At 58.4% G+C, this 17,709-nt stretch carries 19 protein-coding genes; 14 read left to right on the top strand and 5 right to left on the bottom strand.

Annotation, left to right across the window (positions count from 1 at the left end):
* Nucleotides 1-75: 75 nt before the first annotated feature.
* Nucleotides 76-2,133, top strand: coding sequence for a 3-hydroxybutyrate oligomer hydrolase family protein (locus ACQ4WM_RS19370; RefSeq protein WP_436548291.1), 2,058 nt, complete (start codon nt 76-78; stop codon nt 2,131-2,133).
* Between the two features lie 45 nt (nt 2,134-2,178).
* Here the strand turns inward: ACQ4WM_RS19370 and ACQ4WM_RS19375 are convergent, their stop codons facing one another.
* A complete protein-coding gene (locus ACQ4WM_RS19375) occupies nt 2,179-2,970 on the bottom strand; it encodes an EAL domain-containing protein (RefSeq protein ID WP_436548292.1) in 792 nt (263 codons plus the stop codon).
* Between the two features lie 279 nt (nt 2,971-3,249).
* On the opposite strand from ACQ4WM_RS19375, the gene mnmG reads away from it, so the two are divergent.
* The 13 genes from mnmG (at nt 3,250) to ACQ4WM_RS19440 (ending at nt 15,031) form a co-directional block, all read left to right on the top strand.
* Complete coding sequence (gene mnmG / locus ACQ4WM_RS19380; protein WP_436548293.1) at nt 3,250-5,199, top strand: tRNA uridine-5-carboxymethylaminomethyl(34) synthesis enzyme MnmG; 1,950 nt, start codon at nt 3,250-3,252, stop codon at nt 5,197-5,199.
* Nucleotides 5,196-5,840, top strand: coding sequence for a 16S rRNA (guanine(527)-N(7))-methyltransferase RsmG (rsmG, locus tag ACQ4WM_RS19385; RefSeq protein ID WP_436548294.1), 645 nt, complete (start codon nt 5,196-5,198; stop codon nt 5,838-5,840). Before mnmG ends, rsmG begins: the two co-directional genes overlap by 4 nt.
* A 169-nt stretch (nt 5,841-6,009) precedes the next feature.
* Nucleotides 6,010-6,780: a ParA family protein gene (locus ACQ4WM_RS19390; RefSeq protein WP_436548295.1), complete on the top strand. Its 771-nt coding sequence runs from the start codon at nt 6,010-6,012 to the stop codon at nt 6,778-6,780.
* A gap of 57 nt (nt 6,781-6,837) precedes the next feature.
* The gene (locus ACQ4WM_RS19395; protein ID WP_436548296.1) at nt 6,838-7,722 is read left to right on the top strand and encodes a ParB/RepB/Spo0J family partition protein; all 885 of its coding nucleotides are present in this window, start codon (nt 6,838-6,840) and stop codon (nt 7,720-7,722) included.
* A gap of 202 nt (nt 7,723-7,924) precedes the next feature.
* Nucleotides 7,925-8,293 carry an ATP synthase subunit I gene (locus ACQ4WM_RS19400; protein WP_436548297.1) on the top strand — a complete coding sequence of 123 codons (369 nt, stop codon included), beginning with the start codon at nt 7,925-7,927 and terminating at the stop codon, nt 8,291-8,293.
* A 51-nt stretch (nt 8,294-8,344) separates the two neighbouring features.
* Entirely contained in the window at nt 8,345-9,154 is an 810-nt protein-coding gene (gene atpB / locus ACQ4WM_RS19405) for a F0F1 ATP synthase subunit A (RefSeq protein WP_436548298.1), read from the top strand.
* Nucleotides 9,155-9,216: 62 nt separating this feature from the next.
* Nucleotides 9,217-9,498, top strand: coding sequence for a F0F1 ATP synthase subunit C (gene atpE, locus ACQ4WM_RS19410; RefSeq protein WP_010393790.1), 282 nt, complete (start codon nt 9,217-9,219; stop codon nt 9,496-9,498).
* Between the two features lie 43 nt (nt 9,499-9,541).
* Nucleotides 9,542-10,012: a F0F1 ATP synthase subunit B gene (locus ACQ4WM_RS19415; RefSeq protein WP_436548299.1), complete on the top strand. Its 471-nt coding sequence runs from the start codon at nt 9,542-9,544 to the stop codon at nt 10,010-10,012.
* Nucleotides 10,013-10,014: 2 nt separating this feature from the next.
* Nucleotides 10,015-10,560 carry a F0F1 ATP synthase subunit delta gene (locus tag ACQ4WM_RS19420; RefSeq protein ID WP_436548300.1) on the top strand — a complete coding sequence of 182 codons (546 nt, stop codon included), beginning with the start codon at nt 10,015-10,017 and terminating at the stop codon, nt 10,558-10,560.
* A 78-nt stretch (nt 10,561-10,638) separates the two neighbouring features.
* Complete coding sequence (gene atpA, locus ACQ4WM_RS19425) at nt 10,639-12,180, top strand: F0F1 ATP synthase subunit alpha (RefSeq protein ID WP_436548301.1); 1,542 nt, start codon at nt 10,639-10,641, stop codon at nt 12,178-12,180.
* 62 nt (nt 12,181-12,242) lie between these two features.
* Nucleotides 12,243-13,118, top strand: coding sequence for a F0F1 ATP synthase subunit gamma (atpG, locus tag ACQ4WM_RS19430; RefSeq protein ID WP_436548302.1), 876 nt, complete (start codon nt 12,243-12,245; stop codon nt 13,116-13,118).
* A gap of 30 nt (nt 13,119-13,148) precedes the next feature.
* Nucleotides 13,149-14,549, top strand: a complete 1,401-nt coding sequence (gene atpD / locus ACQ4WM_RS19435; RefSeq protein ID WP_065307861.1) for a F0F1 ATP synthase subunit beta — start codon at nt 13,149-13,151, stop codon at nt 14,547-14,549.
* Between the two features lie 62 nt (nt 14,550-14,611).
* Nucleotides 14,612-15,031, top strand: coding sequence for a F0F1 ATP synthase subunit epsilon (locus tag ACQ4WM_RS19440; RefSeq protein WP_065307860.1), 420 nt, complete (start codon nt 14,612-14,614; stop codon nt 15,029-15,031).
* A gap of 46 nt (nt 15,032-15,077) precedes the next feature.
* Here the strand turns inward: ACQ4WM_RS19440 and ACQ4WM_RS19445 are convergent, their stop codons facing one another.
* From ACQ4WM_RS19445 to ACQ4WM_RS19460, 4 genes are all read right to left on the bottom strand, one after another.
* Nucleotides 15,078-15,632, bottom strand: a complete 555-nt coding sequence (locus tag ACQ4WM_RS19445) for a hypothetical protein (RefSeq protein WP_436548303.1) — start codon at nt 15,630-15,632, stop codon at nt 15,078-15,080.
* Between the two features lie 65 nt (nt 15,633-15,697).
* Nucleotides 15,698-16,069, bottom strand: a complete 372-nt coding sequence (gene speD / locus ACQ4WM_RS19450; protein WP_436548304.1) for an adenosylmethionine decarboxylase — start codon at nt 16,067-16,069, stop codon at nt 15,698-15,700.
* Complete coding sequence (locus ACQ4WM_RS19455; protein ID WP_171898927.1) at nt 16,066-16,236, bottom strand: hypothetical protein; 171 nt, start codon at nt 16,234-16,236, stop codon at nt 16,066-16,068. Before ACQ4WM_RS19455 ends, speD begins: the two co-directional genes overlap by 4 nt.
* A complete protein-coding gene (locus tag ACQ4WM_RS19460) occupies nt 16,236-17,699 on the bottom strand; it encodes a DUF4178 domain-containing protein (RefSeq protein WP_436548305.1) in 1,464 nt (487 codons plus the stop codon). The genes ACQ4WM_RS19455 and ACQ4WM_RS19460 overlap by 1 nt, the downstream gene beginning before the upstream one ends.
* Between the last annotated feature and the right edge of the window lie 10 nt (nt 17,700-17,709).

Consider the following 17,709-nt stretch of genomic DNA (forward strand, 5'->3'; position numbering starts at 1 on the left):
GGCCGGACGCAAGTCCGGCTTTTTTCATCTGGAGACCGTTTTTAGCGTTAGCTCATCAATGAAGGGAGAACAGCGATGACCACCACCGTCCCGCGTGCCAGCGGCCTGGGCGCACTGTTGTTATTGTCCGCCTGCGGCAGCAGCCACACGACAGAAGACCTGAACCAGTTGCCCGCCTACCTGGGCGCCATCACGCGCCTTGACGTCGACGGCAAGACCAATGATTTGTTGACAGCTGGCCTGGGCAAGACGGGCCTGGGCGCAGCGGCCCCCGCGTATGCCGATCCCGAGCGTCCGACTGCGATGGAGTTGCGCCGCAACGCCATCCACGCCAATTACCGCGCCGTGCTCGATATAGCCGCCAGCAGCGGCTACGGTACTTTGTACGGCCCGAATGTCGACGCCAATGGCGTAGTGGGTGGTGGCGAAGGCCTGATTGCCGGCAGCGAATATATCGCCTACGCCGACGATGGCACGGGCAAGAAGAACGTCACCCTGATGGTGCAGGTGCCCGCCAGTTTCGATCCCGAGCGCGCCTGCATCGTTACCGGTACTTCCAGTGGCTCGCGCGGCATCTATGGCGCCGTCGGCAGCTCCGGCGAATGGGGCTTGAAAAAAGGTTGCGCCGTGGCCTATGCCGACAAGGGCTCCGGCACCGGCCTGTATGTGTTTGAAGACGACAGCGTCAATCTGCAGAGCGGATTGCGTGCCACGTGTGGCCAAGCCGGCAAGAGTGCCATCTTCGCACCCGACCTGGTTGAGGCCGACCGTGCCGCCTTTGCCAGTGCCTATCCGAACCGCATCGCTTTCAAGCATGCGCACTCGCAGCAGAATCCGGAGAAAGAGTGGGGCAGGGCGACCTTGCAGGCGGTCGAGTTTGCCTATTATGTGCTCAACGAGCGTTATGGCGCGACCGCACGCGATGGGGTTGGCCGACTGCTGCGTTTGAAACCGTCCAATACCATCACGATTGCGTCGAGCATTTCCAACGGCGCTGGTGCCGCGCTGCTGGCCGCTGAGCAGGATAGCCGTGGCCTGATCAGTGGCGTGGCCGTCAGTGAGCCACAGATACAGCCGCAACCATCGACTGCCTACAACGTGCGCCAGGGCGCGCTGACAATGGCCGGCGCTGGCCGTGCGCTGTTCGACTACGCCAGCTATGCAGCCCTTTACCAGCCCTGCATCGCCTCTGTTGCCGGCAATGCCGGACGCTGCACGGCGCTGGTGGCCAAAGGCTTGTTGACTGGCGGCGACCTGGCCTCGCAGCAGCAGGATGCGAAACTGCGCTTGCAGGCGTATGGCTGGCTTGCGGACTCCGACCCCTTGCAGGCCTCGCATGCGGGCACGAATATCCTGGTGGCTGTGACCTATGCTTATGCCTACGGGAAATTCTCCGTGACGGATAAAGTCTGCGGTTTCAGTTTTGCCCAGACCGATGCGCTCGGCCATCCTGTTGCCTACACCAATGCACAGAAGGCGGCCAGTTTCGCCACGCAGAACGGCATCCTCGGCAACGTACTCTATGAAGATGCGGTGGGTGGGGCAAGTGTGTATACGACCGCCGTGTCGCCATCAAGCAAGCTGGCCGACCAGGCGCTTGACGGTTTTCTGTGCCTGCGCAGCCTGGCCACTGGCGTGGATGCCGTCAGCGGCGCAGCCTTGACCGGGATACTGGCGGCGCAAAGCACGCGCGTGCGTGCCGGCGTGGCCGAGGTACAGGCAACTGGCAAGCTCAATGGCAAGCCGGCGATCATCGTGCAGGGCCGCAGCGATACCCTGATCCCCGTCAACCACGCCTCACGCGCCTACCTAGGGTTGAACGCGGCAGCGGAGGGCGCCAACAGCAAGCTGCGCTATATCGAGGTGACCAACGCCAACCATTTCGATTCTTTCAGCAGCGCCTTGCCGACACTGGTGGTGCCGCTACATGTGTATCTGAACCGTGCGCTCGACGCCATGTATTTGCACCTGCGCTCGAACCAGGCCTTGCCGCTATCGCAAGTGGTGCGCACGGTGAAGCGGCCTGACGCCAACACGCCAATCACTAACGTCAATGTGCCGGCGATTGCTGCGGTGCCCGCTGTGGCCAATACCATTAGCTTGACGGGGGCCCTGGTGAACGTTCCTGATTAAGGTAGCAGGTCCAAAAGAAAATGGCCACGTTTCACGTGGCCATTTTCAATTCCAGGCACTGTCCGGTATGTCTGCCAAACCCTGGAACACGGGTTTTGAAAACCAGTATCCCTGCATCAGCGTAATGCCACAGCTGGCCAGGAAGTCACGTTCGGCGCGCGTCTCGATGCCTTCGGCCAGCACCTTGATATTCAGTTCGCAGCACAGACCGGCGATCGAACGCACTATGGCCTGGCGTGGCGCGTGGTGATCAACGTCGCGTACCAGGTCCATGTCGATCTTGATGATATCGGGCTGGTATTCTGCCAGCAGGTTCAGGCCTGCAAAGCCGGCGCCGAAATCGTCGATGGCTGTCTGGAAACCGAAGCGCCGGTACTCACTGAAGATATTCACCAAGTGAGGGCGATCCAGCACCCGCTCGCCTTCTGTCACTTCAAAGATGATCTTATCGGTAGGAAAATTGTGTATGCGCGCCGCTTCCAGGGTGCTGCGGATGCACACTTCGGGGCGATAGACGGCATTCGGCAGGAAATTAATCGACAGGAATTCCTTCATCCCCAGCTGCGCGGCGCCGGCCACGGCCTTTACGCGGCAGGCTTGGTCGAAGCGGTAGCGGTTCGCATCCGTTACTTGCGCCAGCACGCTGGCGGCGCTCTCGCCGTTAGGGCCGCGTACCAGCGCCTCGTAGGCATAGATGCTGCGCGTGGCCAAGTCGACGATGGGCTGGTAAGCATATTCGAAGTCAAAATCCAGCGGCGCACTGTCGTGGCAACCCGCGCATTTCCCATGAGGAAATGTCGTTGTGTCAGGATGGATGGGAATATCTTTGTTGTTCATGAGGGTAGTGTATCAGCAGACGGTGTTGTATCTGTCTGTTATCTCACCAAGCGGTCGTATCTGCGACAGAAGAGCCAGTCCGAGAATTTACTCCGCTTTTCGGGCCCATGTTCCACGTGAAACCATCTTCGATCAGCGATATCGTTGTTCCACGTGGAACACGAAGATAAGCGTAACTTGCTTGCTGAGTAAAAAATAGGCAAAAAATGACCCGTAAAAAGTTATGGCCGCAAAAAGACTCTATAATCGGAGCTCACTCCTCGCATTTACCTGATACTCATGTTATTTCCTACAGAATTCGACGTCATCGTCGTCGGTGGTGGTCACGCCGGTACCGAGGCGGCCCTCGCTTCCGCCCGCATGGGGCAGAAGACACTTTTGCTCACGCACAATATCGAGACCCTGGGCCAGATGTCGTGCAATCCATCGATCGGCGGCATCGGCAAGGGCCATCTGGTCAAGGAAGTCGACGCCATGGGTGGCGCGATGGCGATTGCCACCGACGAGTCCGGCATCCAGTTCCGCATCCTCAATTCCTCGAAAGGCCCGGCAGTTCGCGCCACGCGCGCCCAGGCCGACCGTATTCTCTATAAAGCCGCGATCCGTTCGCGCCTGGAAAACCAGCCGAATTTGTGGCTGTTCCAGCAGGCCGTTGATGACCTGATGATCGAAGGCGACCGCGTGGTCGGCGCCGTGACACAGATCGGCCTGAAGTTCCTGGCGCGCGCCGTGGTGTTGACCGCCGGTACTTTCCTCGACGGCAAGATCCACGTGGGTCTGAACAATTACTCCGCCGGCCGTGCCGGCGATCCGCCTGCGATCTCGCTCTCCAGCCGCCTGAAAGAACTGAAGCTGCCGCAGGGCCGCCTGAAAACCGGCACACCGCCGCGTATCGATGGCCGCAGCATCGATTTTTCGGTGATGCAGGAACAGGCGGGCGACCTTGATCCGGTGCCGGTATTTTCGGTAATGGGCAACACGGCCATGCACCCGCAACAGGTGCCGTGCTGGATCACGCATACCAACAGCCAGACGCACGACATCATCCGCGCCGGCCTTGATCGCAGCCCCATGTACACGGGCGTGATCGAGGGCGTGGGCCCCCGTTATTGTCCGTCGATCGAAGACAAGATCCATCGCTTTGCCGGCAAGGAATCGCACCAGATTTTCCTCGAACCGGAAGGCCTGACGACGCACGAATTCTATCCAAACGGCATCTCGACCAGCTTGCCGTTCGACGTGCAGATCGCCTTGGTGCGCTCGATGAAGGGCATGGAAAACGCACATATTCTGCGCCCCGGTTATGCCATCGAATACGATTATTTCGACCCGCGCGGCTTGAAAGCGTCGCTGGAAACCAAGGTGGTGGCAGGGCTGTTCTTTGCCGGCCAGATCAATGGCACCACCGGTTACGAAGAAGCGGCTGCGCAAGGCATGCTGGCCGGTATCAATGCCGCACTGCTGACACAAGGCAAGGAATCGTGGACACCGGGCCGCTCCGAGGCCTATCTGGGCGTGCTGGTCGACGACCTGATCACGCAGGGCGTGCAAGAGCCGTACCGCATGTTTACCAGCCGCGCCGAGTACCGTTTGAGCCTGCGTGAAGACAATGCCGACATGCGCCTGACGGAAATCGGCCGCGCTTTGGGCTGTGTCGGGGATGCGCAGTGGGAAGCGTTTGAGCGCAAGCGCGAAGCGGTGGCGGTTGAACTCGAGCGCCTGCGTTCCACGTGGGTCAATCCGCGCATCCTGGCAGCGGCCGAATCGGAACGCATCGTTGGCCAGGCGATCGAGCGCGAATACTCGCTGGCTGATCTGCTGCGCCGCCCGAACGTGGCCTACGACACGCTGATGAGCATGACGGGCGTGGCAGGCCAGGCCCTGGCTGGCCCCGGCGTGGAAGACCCGGCGGTACGCGAACAGGTGGAAATCCAGCTCAAATACGCGGGCTATATCGAGCGCCAGACCAAGGAAATCGAGCGTCATGAACACTATGAAAACCTGGCCTTGCCAGAGGGTTTCAACTACCTCGATATTGGCGCGCTGTCGGTCGAAGTGCGCCAGAAACTCGACAAGCAGCGCCCTGAAACCCTGGGCCAGGCATCGCGCATTTCCGGCGTCACGCCGGCCGCCATTTCGCTGTTGCTGGTCCACCTGAAAAAGCGCGGTTTTGGCGCGGGGCAGGCTGAAATACAGACCACTAATTTAAAGGACGAGGTTGTTGAATGAAGCAGTTTGACCGGATTGAACTTGCCCAGATTTTGAATGATGGCATTGCCGCGCTGGGGCTGGAGCTGAGCGCGCAGCAGGCTGAACAATTGCTCGACTACCTGGCCTTGCTGGCCAAGTGGAACAGCGTCTACAACCTCACTTCAGTACGCGATCCGCAGCAGATGCTGACCCTGCACGTGCTCGATTCACTGGCCGCCGTGCCGGCATTTGTTGACGCGAAAAATGTGCTCGACGTGGGCGCCGGTGGCGGCCTGCCGGGCATGGTGCTGGCTATCGCACGGCCCGATATCAAAGTCTCGATGATCGATACGGTGCACAAGAAGACGGCATTTTTGACGCAAGTGAAGGCCGAACTGGGCCTGGCCAACGTCACGGTGTACACCAAGCGCGTGGAGCAGCTGGAAGTGAAGCAGAAATTCGACGTGATTACCTCGCGTGCTTTTGCCGACCTGTCCGACTTCGTCAACTGGTCGAACCACGTTTTGGCAGAGGGCGGTCAATTTATCGCCTTGAAAGGGGTGGCACCGCCAGACGAGCGCGAGCGGTTGCCGGCAGACTGGAAAGTGACGAAATTGACCCCTATACAGGTGCCAGGGCTGGATGCAGAGCGTCATCTGGTATTTATAACAAGAATTTGAAAGCCAAAAAAATAAACGATATAAACCATTTATACTATATAAATCGTATGAATAATATAAACGATTTATACTATGTAAATGATATAAATCAAATAAACAGTATAAATCGTTTCGGTGGAGAGCCGGGGCGCGACAATGAAGTTTGCATCCATTTACAACTAGAAGATACATGGCCAAAATTTTTTGTGTAGCAAATCAAAAGGGTGGTGTTGGTAAAACCACAACGAGCGTCAACCTGTCTGCCGGCCTGGCCAAGCTGGATCAGCGCGTGCTGCTGGTCGACCTCGACCCACAAGGCAATGCGACCATGGGCGCCGGCATCAACAAGGCGGGCCTGAAAGCGTCGACCTATGAAGTGATGCTGGGCGAGTCCGATGTCAAAACGGCACGCCAGCGTTCGGAAGCGGGGCGCTTCGATGTGCTGCCGTCGAACCGCGAGCTGGCCGGTGCCGAAGTGGAGATGGTCGAACTGGATCGTCGCGAAAGCCGCCTGAAGGACGCGCTGGCCGAAGTCGACGGCGACTATGACTTTATCCTGGTCGATTGCCCGCCGGCACTGTCAATGCTGACCCTGAACGGCCTGTGTGCCGCACATGGCGTGATCATCCCGATGCAGTGCGAGTACTACGCGCTGGAAGGTTTGTCGGACCTGGTCAACACCATCAAGAAGGTCCATGCCAACCTGAACCCCGAGTTGAAGATCATCGGCCTGTTGCGCGTCATGTTCGATCCGCGCATGACATTATCACAACAGGTGTCGGCCCAGCTGGAACAGCACTTTGGCGACAAGGTCTTCAAGACCATTATTCCGCGCAACGTGCGCTTGGCCGAAGCGCCATCGTATGGATTGCCTGGCGTCAACTTCGACCCCAGCTCGAAAGGCGCGCAAGCGTATATCGCCTTCGGTGCCGAGATGGTCGAGCGCATCAAGCATATGTAATAAGCGAGCGCTCAGGGTCAATATGTGAGCGCTTACTTGAAAACTGATTAGGACAGCATGGCTACGAAAAAATTAAAAGGACTGGGCCGCGGCCTTGACGCTCTGTTGGGTGGCGGCGGCGACTTCGCCAGTCCCGAAGTGAATACGCCGACAACCTTGCCGGTAACGCAAATGCAGGCTGGCAAATACCAGCCGCGTACCCGCATGGACGAGGGCGCCCTGAATGAACTGGCCGCCTCGATCAAGGCGCAGGGCCTGATGCAACCTATCCTGGTGCGCCCGATCGGCCAGGATAGCGTCAGCGGCCTTGTAAAATATGAAATCATCGCCGGCGAACGGCGCTTCCGCGCCTCACAGCTGGCCGGGCTGGCGGAAGTACCGGTGCTGGTGCGTGATGTCGACGACCTGGCGGCGGCCGCCATGGCGCTGATCGAGAACATCCAGCGCGAAGACCTGAACCCCTTGGAAGAGGCGCAGGGCATCCACCGCCTGATCACCGACTTCAGTTTTACCCATGAGCAAGCGGCCACTGCGGTCGGACGCTCGCGCAGCGCGGTATCGAACCTGTTGCGCCTGATGAATCTGGCAGCGCCCGTGCAAACCATGCTGATGGCTGGCGATATCGACATGGGCCATGCGCGCGCCTTGCTGGCGGTCGATGCGGCCAGCCAGATCGCGCTGGCCAACCAGGTGGTGGCAAAACGCTTGTCCGTGCGCGAAACGGAAAAGCTCGTGACCCGCACCGTGGAAGAGGCAGCCAACCCGGTGGAACCGCGCGTGAAAGAAAAATCGGGCGATATCGCGCGCCTGGAAGAAGAGCTGTCCGATGCCCTCGCCACTCCGGTAGTGTTCAAGATGGGCAGCAAGGGCCGTGGCCAATTGGTGATCGATTTTGCCGATCTTGACGTACTGGACGGTTTGCTGAGCCGTTTGCGTGGTTAAATGACGGGCTGCTAACACAAGCGCGGGCGGCGCGGCAAGCCGCTTTGCCATATGTTGGTGCAAATCGCCGCGAAGTGTCGGTAAAGCGTCTGTTTCATGCTGCAATTGCCCAGCAGCGGTGCGTCAACGTTTGACTCTGTATATCAAAGCCAACTATAATCCCGTGTCTTTGCGTGTGTAGATTTTTCCGGGGACTTGGTAATTGAGTGATTCGAAGCAAAACATTGCCAAGCCGGTCTACAAAGTAGTTGCCTTGCAGCTAGCAATCGTGATCACCTTCGCCACTGTTACCCTGTTTTTTGGTGGCAGCGTGAAGGGCTGGTCCGCCGCAGTTGGCGGTGCAATCGCCGTCATAGGCAGCATGACATATGCCATGCTGGTGGTTCGCGGCTCCAGCGACGCCAAAAAGGCTTTTCGTGCGCACGTGCGCGCGGAAGCGGTGAAAATGTTTATCACAGCGGTGCTGTTTGTATTGGCACTGGTGTTGTTTCAGTCGGCCGCCTGGTTATGGCTGATCTTGGGTTTCGCGGTGGCAACCTTAGCATACTGGTTTTCATTGCTCGCTGTTTAATCATTGGTTTCAGGGCCTGTTGTGCTCTGAAACGACAAATCTAAATTCATTATGACCACAGAACACGCTATTGAAGCGGGCCATGCTGCCCCGGCCAACGCCACAGAATACATCAGTCACCATTTGACCCACTTGAAAAGTGCCAGTGGCACCTTCAATCTGGACACCTTCTGGATCTCGGCTGCCCTGGGCTTTGTTTTCCTGGCCGTTTTCTACATGGCTTCGCGCCGTGCGACGGCTGGCGTTCCCGGCAAGCTGCAAAACTTCGTCGAAATGATCATGGAAATGGTCAATGAGACCATCAATGGTGCTTTTCACGCCAAAAGCAAGATCATCGCGCCGCTGGCCATCACGATTTTCGTGTGGGTCTGGCTGTTGAACGCAATGGACTTCCTGCCGGTTGACCTGCTGCCGAAGATTTTGACCTTTTTTGGCGTACATAACCTGCGCGTGGTACCAACTGCGGACGTGAACCATACTTTTGGCATGTCGTTCTCGGTAGTTCTGTGCATTATCGCGTTTTCCGTCAAGGCCAAGGGCCTCGGCGGCTGGATCAAGGAGCTGTTCACGGCGCCGTTCCATGCCAGTGGCATTATCGGCACGATCTTGTTGGCACCAGTTAATTTCTTGCTGCAAATGGTTGAGTTGGTTGCAAAACTGATCTCCCTGTCGCTGCGACTGTTCGGCAATATGTATGCCGGCGAGCTGATTTTCATCTTGATCGCGTTGTTGCCTTGGTGGGCACAGTGGGCGTTGGGTGGTCCATGGGCAATTTTCCATATCTTGATTGTAACTTTGCAAGCTTTTGTGTTTATGGCGTTGACGGTTGTGTATCTGAGCCTTGCGGTTGAGAAGCATTAATCAGCAACTTTATATTTTGTTTTTTTGTTAATACCTTTCGTTTTTAAATTTAGGAGAATTTTATGCAAGCTCTGATCGCACAAGTACAAAGCATGACCGTTCTGGCAGCAGCAATCATCATCGGCCTGGCCGCAATCGGTACCGCTTTGGGCTTCGCTATCTTGGGTGGTAAATTCCTGGAAGCTTCGGCACGTCAACCAGAACTGATGCCACAACTGCAAACCAAACTGTTCGTTATCGCTGGTCTGCTGGACGCCATCTCGATGATCGGCGTTGGTATCGCTCTGCTGTACACGTTCGCTAACCCGTTCCTGGCTCCATTGATGGCTGCTGTTGCTCAGTAATTCGCTCCAATCCTAGGAGAAACTTTTAGTCAGGAGCAAAGGTATGGACATCAATATGTCGCTCATCGGCCAGATGATCACCTTCGCGGTGTTGGTCTGGTTCTCGATGAAGTTCGTATTTCCAGCGCTGAATACAGCGCTGGATGAGCGTGCCAAACGAATCGCGGATGGATTGGCTGCGGCCGATCAAGGTCAGGCTTCGATGGCTGTCGCTGAAAAGCGTGCGCAAGAAGCATTGAACGGTGCACGTGAAGAAGCGTCGCAACGCGTTGCGGACGCTGAAAAGCGTGCCCAGCTGGTTGCTGAAGAGATCAAGCAAAATGCTCAGGCTGAAGCGGCGCGGATCATTGCGCAAGCCCAGTCCGACGCCGAGCAGCAACTGTCGAAAGCACGCGAACAATTGCGCGCTCAGGTGGCTGACCTGGCGATCAAGGGTGCAGAGCAGATCTTGAAACGTGAAATAAACCCAACGGCTCACGCCGAAATGTTGCAGCGTCTTGCTGTCGAGCTGTAATCATGGCAGAACTCGCAACCGTCGCCCGTCCCTACGCGGAAGCTTTGTTCCGCGTAGCCCAAGCAGGTAAGGAGTCAAGCAACCTCGCGGCGTGGTCCGAACTGGTGTCCGAATTGGCCCAGGTCGGCAGCCACCCCGAGGTACAGGCGTACGCGCGCAATCCGAAAGTTTCGGAGAGCGACGTCGCCGCCACCATCCTGTCGTTGTTGAAATCGCCGCTCAACGAAGAAGTCAAAAACTTCGTCAATTTGTTGGTCGAAAATGGCCGCATCAGCCTGCTGCCGGAAATCGGCGCGCAATTCCATGCCTTGAAAAATGGCCTGGAAGGTGCGGCTGACGCCGAGATCACGAGCGCTTTCGATCTGAGCGAAGGCCAAACGGCCGAGCTGGTTGCAACGCTGGAAAAGAAATTCAGTCGCAAGCTCAATCCTGCTGTCACAGTGGATCCATCGCTGCTTGGCGGCGTGCGCGTCGTTGTTGGCGATCAGGTGCTCGACACCTCGGTGCGCGCCAAATTGCAGCAATTGCACGTCGCACTGGTGTCGTAAGACACGCGCTTCGGCAGGCCAGCTTAGACAGACCCTTACCCCTCGCGCAAGCTGAGAGAAACACTTTTAGGAGTTAGTATGCAACTCAACCCATCTGAAATCAGCGAGTTGATCAAGAGCCGGATCCAAGGTCTTGATGGCGGCGCTGAAGTGCGTAACCAAGGTACGGTTATTTCCGTTGCCGACGGTATCTGCCGCATCCACGGCCTGTCGGACGTGATGCAAGGCGAGATGCTGGAATTCCCGGGCAATACCTTTGGCCTGGCGATGAACCTGGAGCGCGACTCCGTCGGTTCCGTGATTCTGGGTGCTTACGAGCACATCTCCGAAGGCGACACGGTGAAATGCACCGGCCGCATTCTGGAAGTCCCGGTTGGTCCTGAACTGCTGGGCCGCGTGGTCAACGCGCTCGGCGTGCCGATCGACGGCAAAGGTCCGGTCGAAGCGAAAATGACGGCTGCGATTGAAAAAATCGCTCCGGGCGTGATTGCCCGTGAATCCGTTTCGCAACCGATGCAAACCGGCCTGAAGTCGATCGATGCGATGGTTCCTGTTGGCCGCGGCCAGCGCGAACTGATCATCGGCGACCGTCAAACCGGTAAATCGGCCGTGGCGATTGATGCGATCATCAATCAAAAAGGCCAGGGCATGAAATGTATCTACGTCGCGATTGGCCAGAAGGCCTCGTCGATCAAGAACATCGTGCGCTCGCTGGAACAGCACGGCGCGATGGAATACACCATCGTTGTCGCCGCTTCCGCTTCGGAATCGGCCGCCATGCAATACATCTCGCCGTACTCGGGTTGCGCCATGGGCGAATACTTCCGTGACCGCGGTGAAGATGCACTGATCGTCTACGATGACCTGTCCAAGCAAGCTGTTGCCTACCGTCAGATCTCGCTGCTGCTGCGCCGCCCACCAGGTCGCGAAGCGTACCCGGGCGACGTGTTCTACCTGCACAGCCGCCTGCTCGAACGCGCAGCCCGCGTGAACGCCGACTACGTCGAGAAGTTCACCAACGGCGCCGTGACTGGCAAGACCGGTTCGCTGACGGCACTGCCGATCATCGAAACCCAAGCAGGTGACGTTTCGGCCTTCGTGCCGACCAACGTGATTTCGATTACCGACGGCCAGATCTTCCTGGAAACGTCGCTGTTCAACGCCGGTATCCGTCCTGCAATTAACGCCGGTATTTCCGTATCGCGCGTCGGTGGCGCCGCCCAGACCAAGGTCATCAAAAACCTGTCCGGCGGTATCCGTACCGATCTGGCGCAGTACCGTGAGCTGGCCGCGTTTGCACAGTTCGCTTCGGACCTGGACGAATCGACCCGCAAGCAGCTCGACCGTGGTGCCCGCGTAACGGAATTGCTCAAGCAAGCCCAGTACTCGCCACTGTCGATCTCGCTGATGGCTGTCTCGCTGTTCTCGGTGAACAAGGGCTTCATGGACGACGTGCCAGTCAAGCAAGTGCTGTCGTTCGAAGCAGGCATCCACGCTTACATGAAAACCAAGCAAGCTGCTCTGCTGGCCAAGATCGAAGAAACCAAGCAACTCGACAAAGACAGCGAAGCAACTCTGTCGGCGGCCATTGCTGATTTCAAGAAATCCGGCGCATATTAAGCGGCCAGGCGGCGCCCACCTCGAGTGAGGCGCTGCCCTACGCGCAGAAGGAGTAAGGACTCATGGCATCAAGCAAAGAGATACGTGGCAAGATCAAAAGCGTAGAGAATACGAAGAAGATCACCAAGGCGATGGAAATGGTCGCCGCGTCCAAAATGCGCAAGGCGCAAGACCGGATGCGGGCTGCTCGTCCCTACAGTGACAAGATTCGTAATATCGCCGCCAATCTGGCGAATGCCAATCCGGAATACACGCACCCGTTCCTGGCGGCAGCGCAAGGCACGGACGCCAAGGCAGTGGGTTTCATCGTCGTCACGACCGACAAGGGTCTGTGCGGCGGCATGAACACCAATATCTTGCGCCAGGTGACGACCAAGTCGCGCGAGCTGGAAACAGCCGGCAACAAGATTGCAGCAGTCGCTATCGGTAACAAGGGTTTGGGTTTTTTGAATCGCATCGGCGTCAAGATCGTCGCTTCTGCCATTCAAACTGGTGATATGCCGCACCTGGATAAATTGATCGGACCTGTCAAGGTCATGCTCGAACAGTTCCAGGCAGGCGAGCTCGATGCAGTGTACCTGTGCTACACCAAATTCATCAACACGATGAAGCAGGAACCAGTGGTCGAACAGCTGCTGCCCCTGACGGCCGACAAAATGGTCGCCGACAAGAGCGCACACTCGTGGGATTACATCTACGAGCCAGATGCACAAAGCATCATCGACGAATTGCTGGAGCGCTATGTAGAAGCGCTGGTGTACCAGGCAGTCGCGGAGAATCTGGCGTCCGAGCAATCGGCACGGATGGTCGCGATGAAAGCTGCAAGCGACAACGCAGGTAGTGTGATCGGCGAACTGAAGCTCGTCTACAACAAGACCCGCCAAGCTGCGATTACCAAAGAACTCTCCGAAATCGTCGCCGGTGCGGCAGCGGTTTAAACGAATTTAACTATATTTGAAGGAACGAACATGGCTGATGGCAAAATCGTTCAGTGTATCGGTGCTGTGGTGGACGTTGAGTTTCCCCGCAACGCGATGCCTAAGGTATTTGATGCCTTGAAGATGGCGGGCTCGGAACTAACCCTGGAAGTACAACAGCAGTTGGGCGACGGCATTGTCCGTACCATTGCACTCGGCTCGTCCGATGGCCTGCGTCGCGGCATGATGATCCAGAACACCGGCAAACCAATCATGGTGCCAGTCGGTAAGGCAACCCTGGGCCGCATCATGGACGTGCTGGGTAACCCGATCGACGAATGCGGTCCGGTATCGCACGAACAGATCGCCTCGATCCACCGCACCGCTCCTGCGTACGACGAACTGTCGCCATCGCAAGAACTGCTGGAAACCGGCATCAAGGTGATCGACTTGGTGTGCCCGTTTGCAAAAGGCGGTAAAGTCGGCCTGTTCGGCGGCGCCGGCGTGGGCAAGACCGTGAACATGATGGAACTGATCAACAACATCGCCAAGGCACACAGCGGCGTGTCCGTGTTTGCCGGTGTGGGTGAGCGTACTCGTGAGGGTAACGACTTCTACCACGAGATGGCTGACGCGAAAGTGGTCGATCTGGAAAATCCGGAAAACTCCAAAGTGGCGATGGTCTACGGCCAGATGAATGAACCGCCAGGTAACCGTCTGCGCGTCGCGCTGACCGGCCTGACGATCGCTGAATCGTTCCGTGATGAAGGCAAGGACGTTCTGTTCTTCGTCGACAACATCTACCGCTTCACCCTGGCCGGTACCGAAGTATCGGCACTGCTGGGTCGTATGCCGTCGGCGGTGGGCTACCAGCCTACCCTGGCCGAAGAAATGGGCCGTCTGCAAGAGCGCATCACGTCGACCAAGACCGGCTCGATCACCTCGATCCAGGCTGTCTACGTGCCTGCCGATGATTACACCGATCCTTCGCCGGCAACCACCTTTGCTCACCTGGATTCGACCGTTGCACTGTCGCGTGACATCGCCTCGCTGGGTATCTACCCTGCAGTTGATCCACTGGACTCGACCTCGCGCCAGCTGGACCCGCTGATCGTTGGCCAGGAGCACTACGACACCGCGCGTGCCGTGCAAACGACCCTGCAGCGCTACAAGGAACTGCGTGACATTATCGCGATTCTGGGCATGGACGAGCTGGCACCGGAAGACAAACTGCTGGTGGCCCGTGCACGTAAAATGCAGCGTTTCCTGTCGCAGCCATTCCACGTCGCTGAAGTATTTACCGGTTCGCCAGGTAAATACGTTTCGCTGAAAGACACGATCAAAGGCTTCAAGATGATCGCGTCGGGCGAACTCGATCACCTGCCGGAACAAGCGTTCTACATGGTCGGCACGATCGACGAAGCAATCGAAAAAGCCAAGAAACTTAACTAAGTTAAGTCTGGGCCTAACCCCGCCCCTCGCAGGGCGGGGTTCTTCAACCCGATAGGACACACATGGCACACACAATTCACGTTGACGTGGTTTCCGCTGAAGAATTGATTTTTTCAGGTGAAGCAGAATTCGTCGCGTTGCCGGGTGAGCAGGGCGAGCTGGGTATCTACCCACGCCACACGCCCTTGATTACCCGCATCCGTCCGGGCGCGGTCCGCATCAAGGTAGTCGGCCAGGCTGAAGAAGAGTTCGTCTTCGTTGCCGGCGGCCTGCTGGAAGTGCAGCCTGACACCGTGACCGTCCTGGCCGATACCGCGATTCGCGGTCACGACCTGGACGAAGCGAAAGCGCTGGAAGCGAAGAAGCTGGCGGAAGAAAACATCCACAACAAGGATTCGGGCATCGACTACGCGCAAGCGCAAGCCGAGCTGGCAAGCGCGATTGCGCAGCTGGCCGCGATCCAGAAGCTGCGCAAGCATTAATTGCCGCGCACGCAAAAAAAGCAGCCTTTGGGCTGCTTTTTTTTAATCAGCTGCACATGCCATACGCCTTGCGCTCGTCGAAATACCGGTACGTAAACGTGCGCACCGGATAGCGCTTGCCGGCCACCAGCATGTCCGGCATATTCAGGTCAAACCGTTGCGGCAGCTGGCGCGGCAGCTGCAGCCGCAAACGCCATTGCGTCGCCTTGCTGTTGCCCACTGCCGAGAACATGATCGGCAGCTGCTCGATCACGTCGACGATTTCCGCTTTCTGGTCCAGGCCGCGCTGGTAGATGGTGGTGACGTTGGCGTTGGCAAAAGGCGGCTTTTTCGGCTCTTCCAGCAGGAAGGACAAGCGTGTAAAACTGGCTTGCGTGCCGACCGGCAAAGTGAAAATCAGCGCCAGTTCGGTGCCGCCGTCTTTCAGCGTGGTCGGTGGCGTGGCATACACGGTAATGCCGCGTGGCAGTTCGAAACGCGAGCCTTCCGTCCACGTCTTGCAATCGGGCGTGGTGGCCTGGTACAGGCTGGGCGCCGTATAGTCGTCGCAGGCGGTCACCAGCAGCAGGAGTGGAAGGGCAAGCAGGGCGGAACGGCGCATGGGGATCAACCAGTAGGGAAGCGAGCCGACAGTGTAAGCGATCCTCCGACGATCGGCCAGCCGGCTTATGCGTGATCTGGCGGTGCGCGCCGCACCGTCTGCAAGGCGCAGTGGCCAGCCTGCAGGGCAGCGGCGATGATATCGAGCGCGACCTGCGGGCGCGCCGCACCGCACATGAATATATCGACGGCGGCAAAGCCGGCTTCGGGCCAGGTGTGGATCGAGATATGCGATTCGGCCAGCAGCAGCACCCCGGTTACGCCCAGTTCCGCGCCGAAGCTGTGGAAGTGGCCATGCAATACCCGCGCGCCGGCTTCGATGGCCGCCTGGCGCAGCAGGCTTTCCAGCGCCGCGCAGTCGCGCAACAGTGCCGCATCGACGCCGGACAGATCGGCCAGCAAGTGTGTACCGAGCGGCAGGTGCGCGCTTGCCGTCACTTGTGGCTGCCGCCGCTGGAGCCGCCGCCATAACTGCCGCCGCCGCTGCCGGTGCGCGAACTCCAGCTGCTGCCACCGCCACTGCCGGCGACCTTGAACATGCGCACCCAGTTGGCGGCCGTGACGGAAAACGTCACCATCAGTGCATAGATCACGTATTTGCTCATTATGGGGTCTTGTTCTTGTCGAGGAAAAGGGCGGGCACAAACAGCGCCACGCAACCGAGCAAACTCCACATCAGCGTGCTGGAAAACGACACGAACATCGGGATCGCATTCAACACCAGGGTGATGATGATGAAGACCTTGGCCACGCCGCGATGCGACATCTTGACGTTCGACGTGGGCGTGCTGCCATGGAAGGCGGCGCCGAACCAGGCGCTCATCTGGTCGTAGGCGACCGGCACCGAGCGTGACCAGGTCATTTCTTCGCCGGTCAGCTCGGCCGCCAGTTTGGTCTGCCCCTGTTCGAATTCGACCACATGGGTGGTGTCGCCGACGGCCACCTTCCAGTTGAAGGCGCCAGCCACATAGGTCACCCGCGAACCGTAGTCATACAGCTTGGTATAAACAGCACCGTCGAGCATGCATTTTTCGGCCTCCAGCGCAGGCCAGGTCGGCCAGTTCGGTAGTACATTCGAGCGCGACCAGCCTTCGTCGGTTTCCACCAGCCAGAAAAAGCCCGCGTGGGCGCTGTACAGCAGGTATTCGTTCCACTCGGTGGCTTCGTCGTCGGCGCGGCGCATCATGCCGATCACGGTAAAGTCGGCATTGTTGATCTTCGCCGTGGCGCCAAGATCGAGCGTAAATTCAGCTGCGGCTTCGTCTTCCAGCTGTTTGCCCTTGGCCAGCACCTGCGCTTCCGGGCCGCTGGCGTCAAGCTGGGCATGGCAGGAAGGGCACACCAGTTGAGAGGCGGCGCCGGGCACATATTTGATGCCGCTGCCGCAGGAAGGGCAGTCGAGCGCATCGAGCTTGCCGCGGTATTTGCCGGCGCTGGCGGCAATTGCATCCTGGTCGCGCAGCAGCTGGCACTGCATGCCTTCCAGGGTAACGGCCACGCCCTGGTACAGCACCGGCTGCGGGCCGTCCGTGTAGTCGAGCGTGGCAAAGCTGGCGTAGTTGCGCAGATCGGCCACCTGGATGCGCCAGCCGCTGCCGACCTTGAATGGCAGTTCGCCCTGGCCGGCGACGCACTCGCCGCTGCGCACTTCGGCCGCCGTGTACGGTTCGTTGTTGATGGTGTATTGCTGGCCCGGGCGCAGCTCTGCAAAAGCGGGCAGGGCACCGTTTGCCTTGCGCTCGCGCGTTAGCGTGTACAGGCCCGACGAGTCACCCAGCCACGCCGTGCTGGCGTCGTCGAACAGCAGATACCACTCGTTCCACGTACCTGCCGCATAGCGCTGCTGGATGCGCCCGACTACCGTAAAGTTGACGCCTTCGTGCACGCCTGCCGTGCCGATCTGTATAGCCGAATAATCCTCCAGCACGGCCGACATCTTGCCGATATCGCGCACCGAATCGGCGTCCTTCAGGATGGTGCTGTGGCAGTACTCGCACACGGCCAGCACGGAAGCGTGCGAACGGAAGTGGACTTGCGCGCCGCAGCTGGGACAGGAAACAGTTTGCATGCAGTCGCGC

The sequence above is a fragment of the Janthinobacterium longum genome (genome assembly GCF_051380735.1).
In the GTDB taxonomy this organism is placed as follows: Bacteria; Pseudomonadota; Gammaproteobacteria; order Burkholderiales; family Burkholderiaceae_D; genus Janthinobacterium.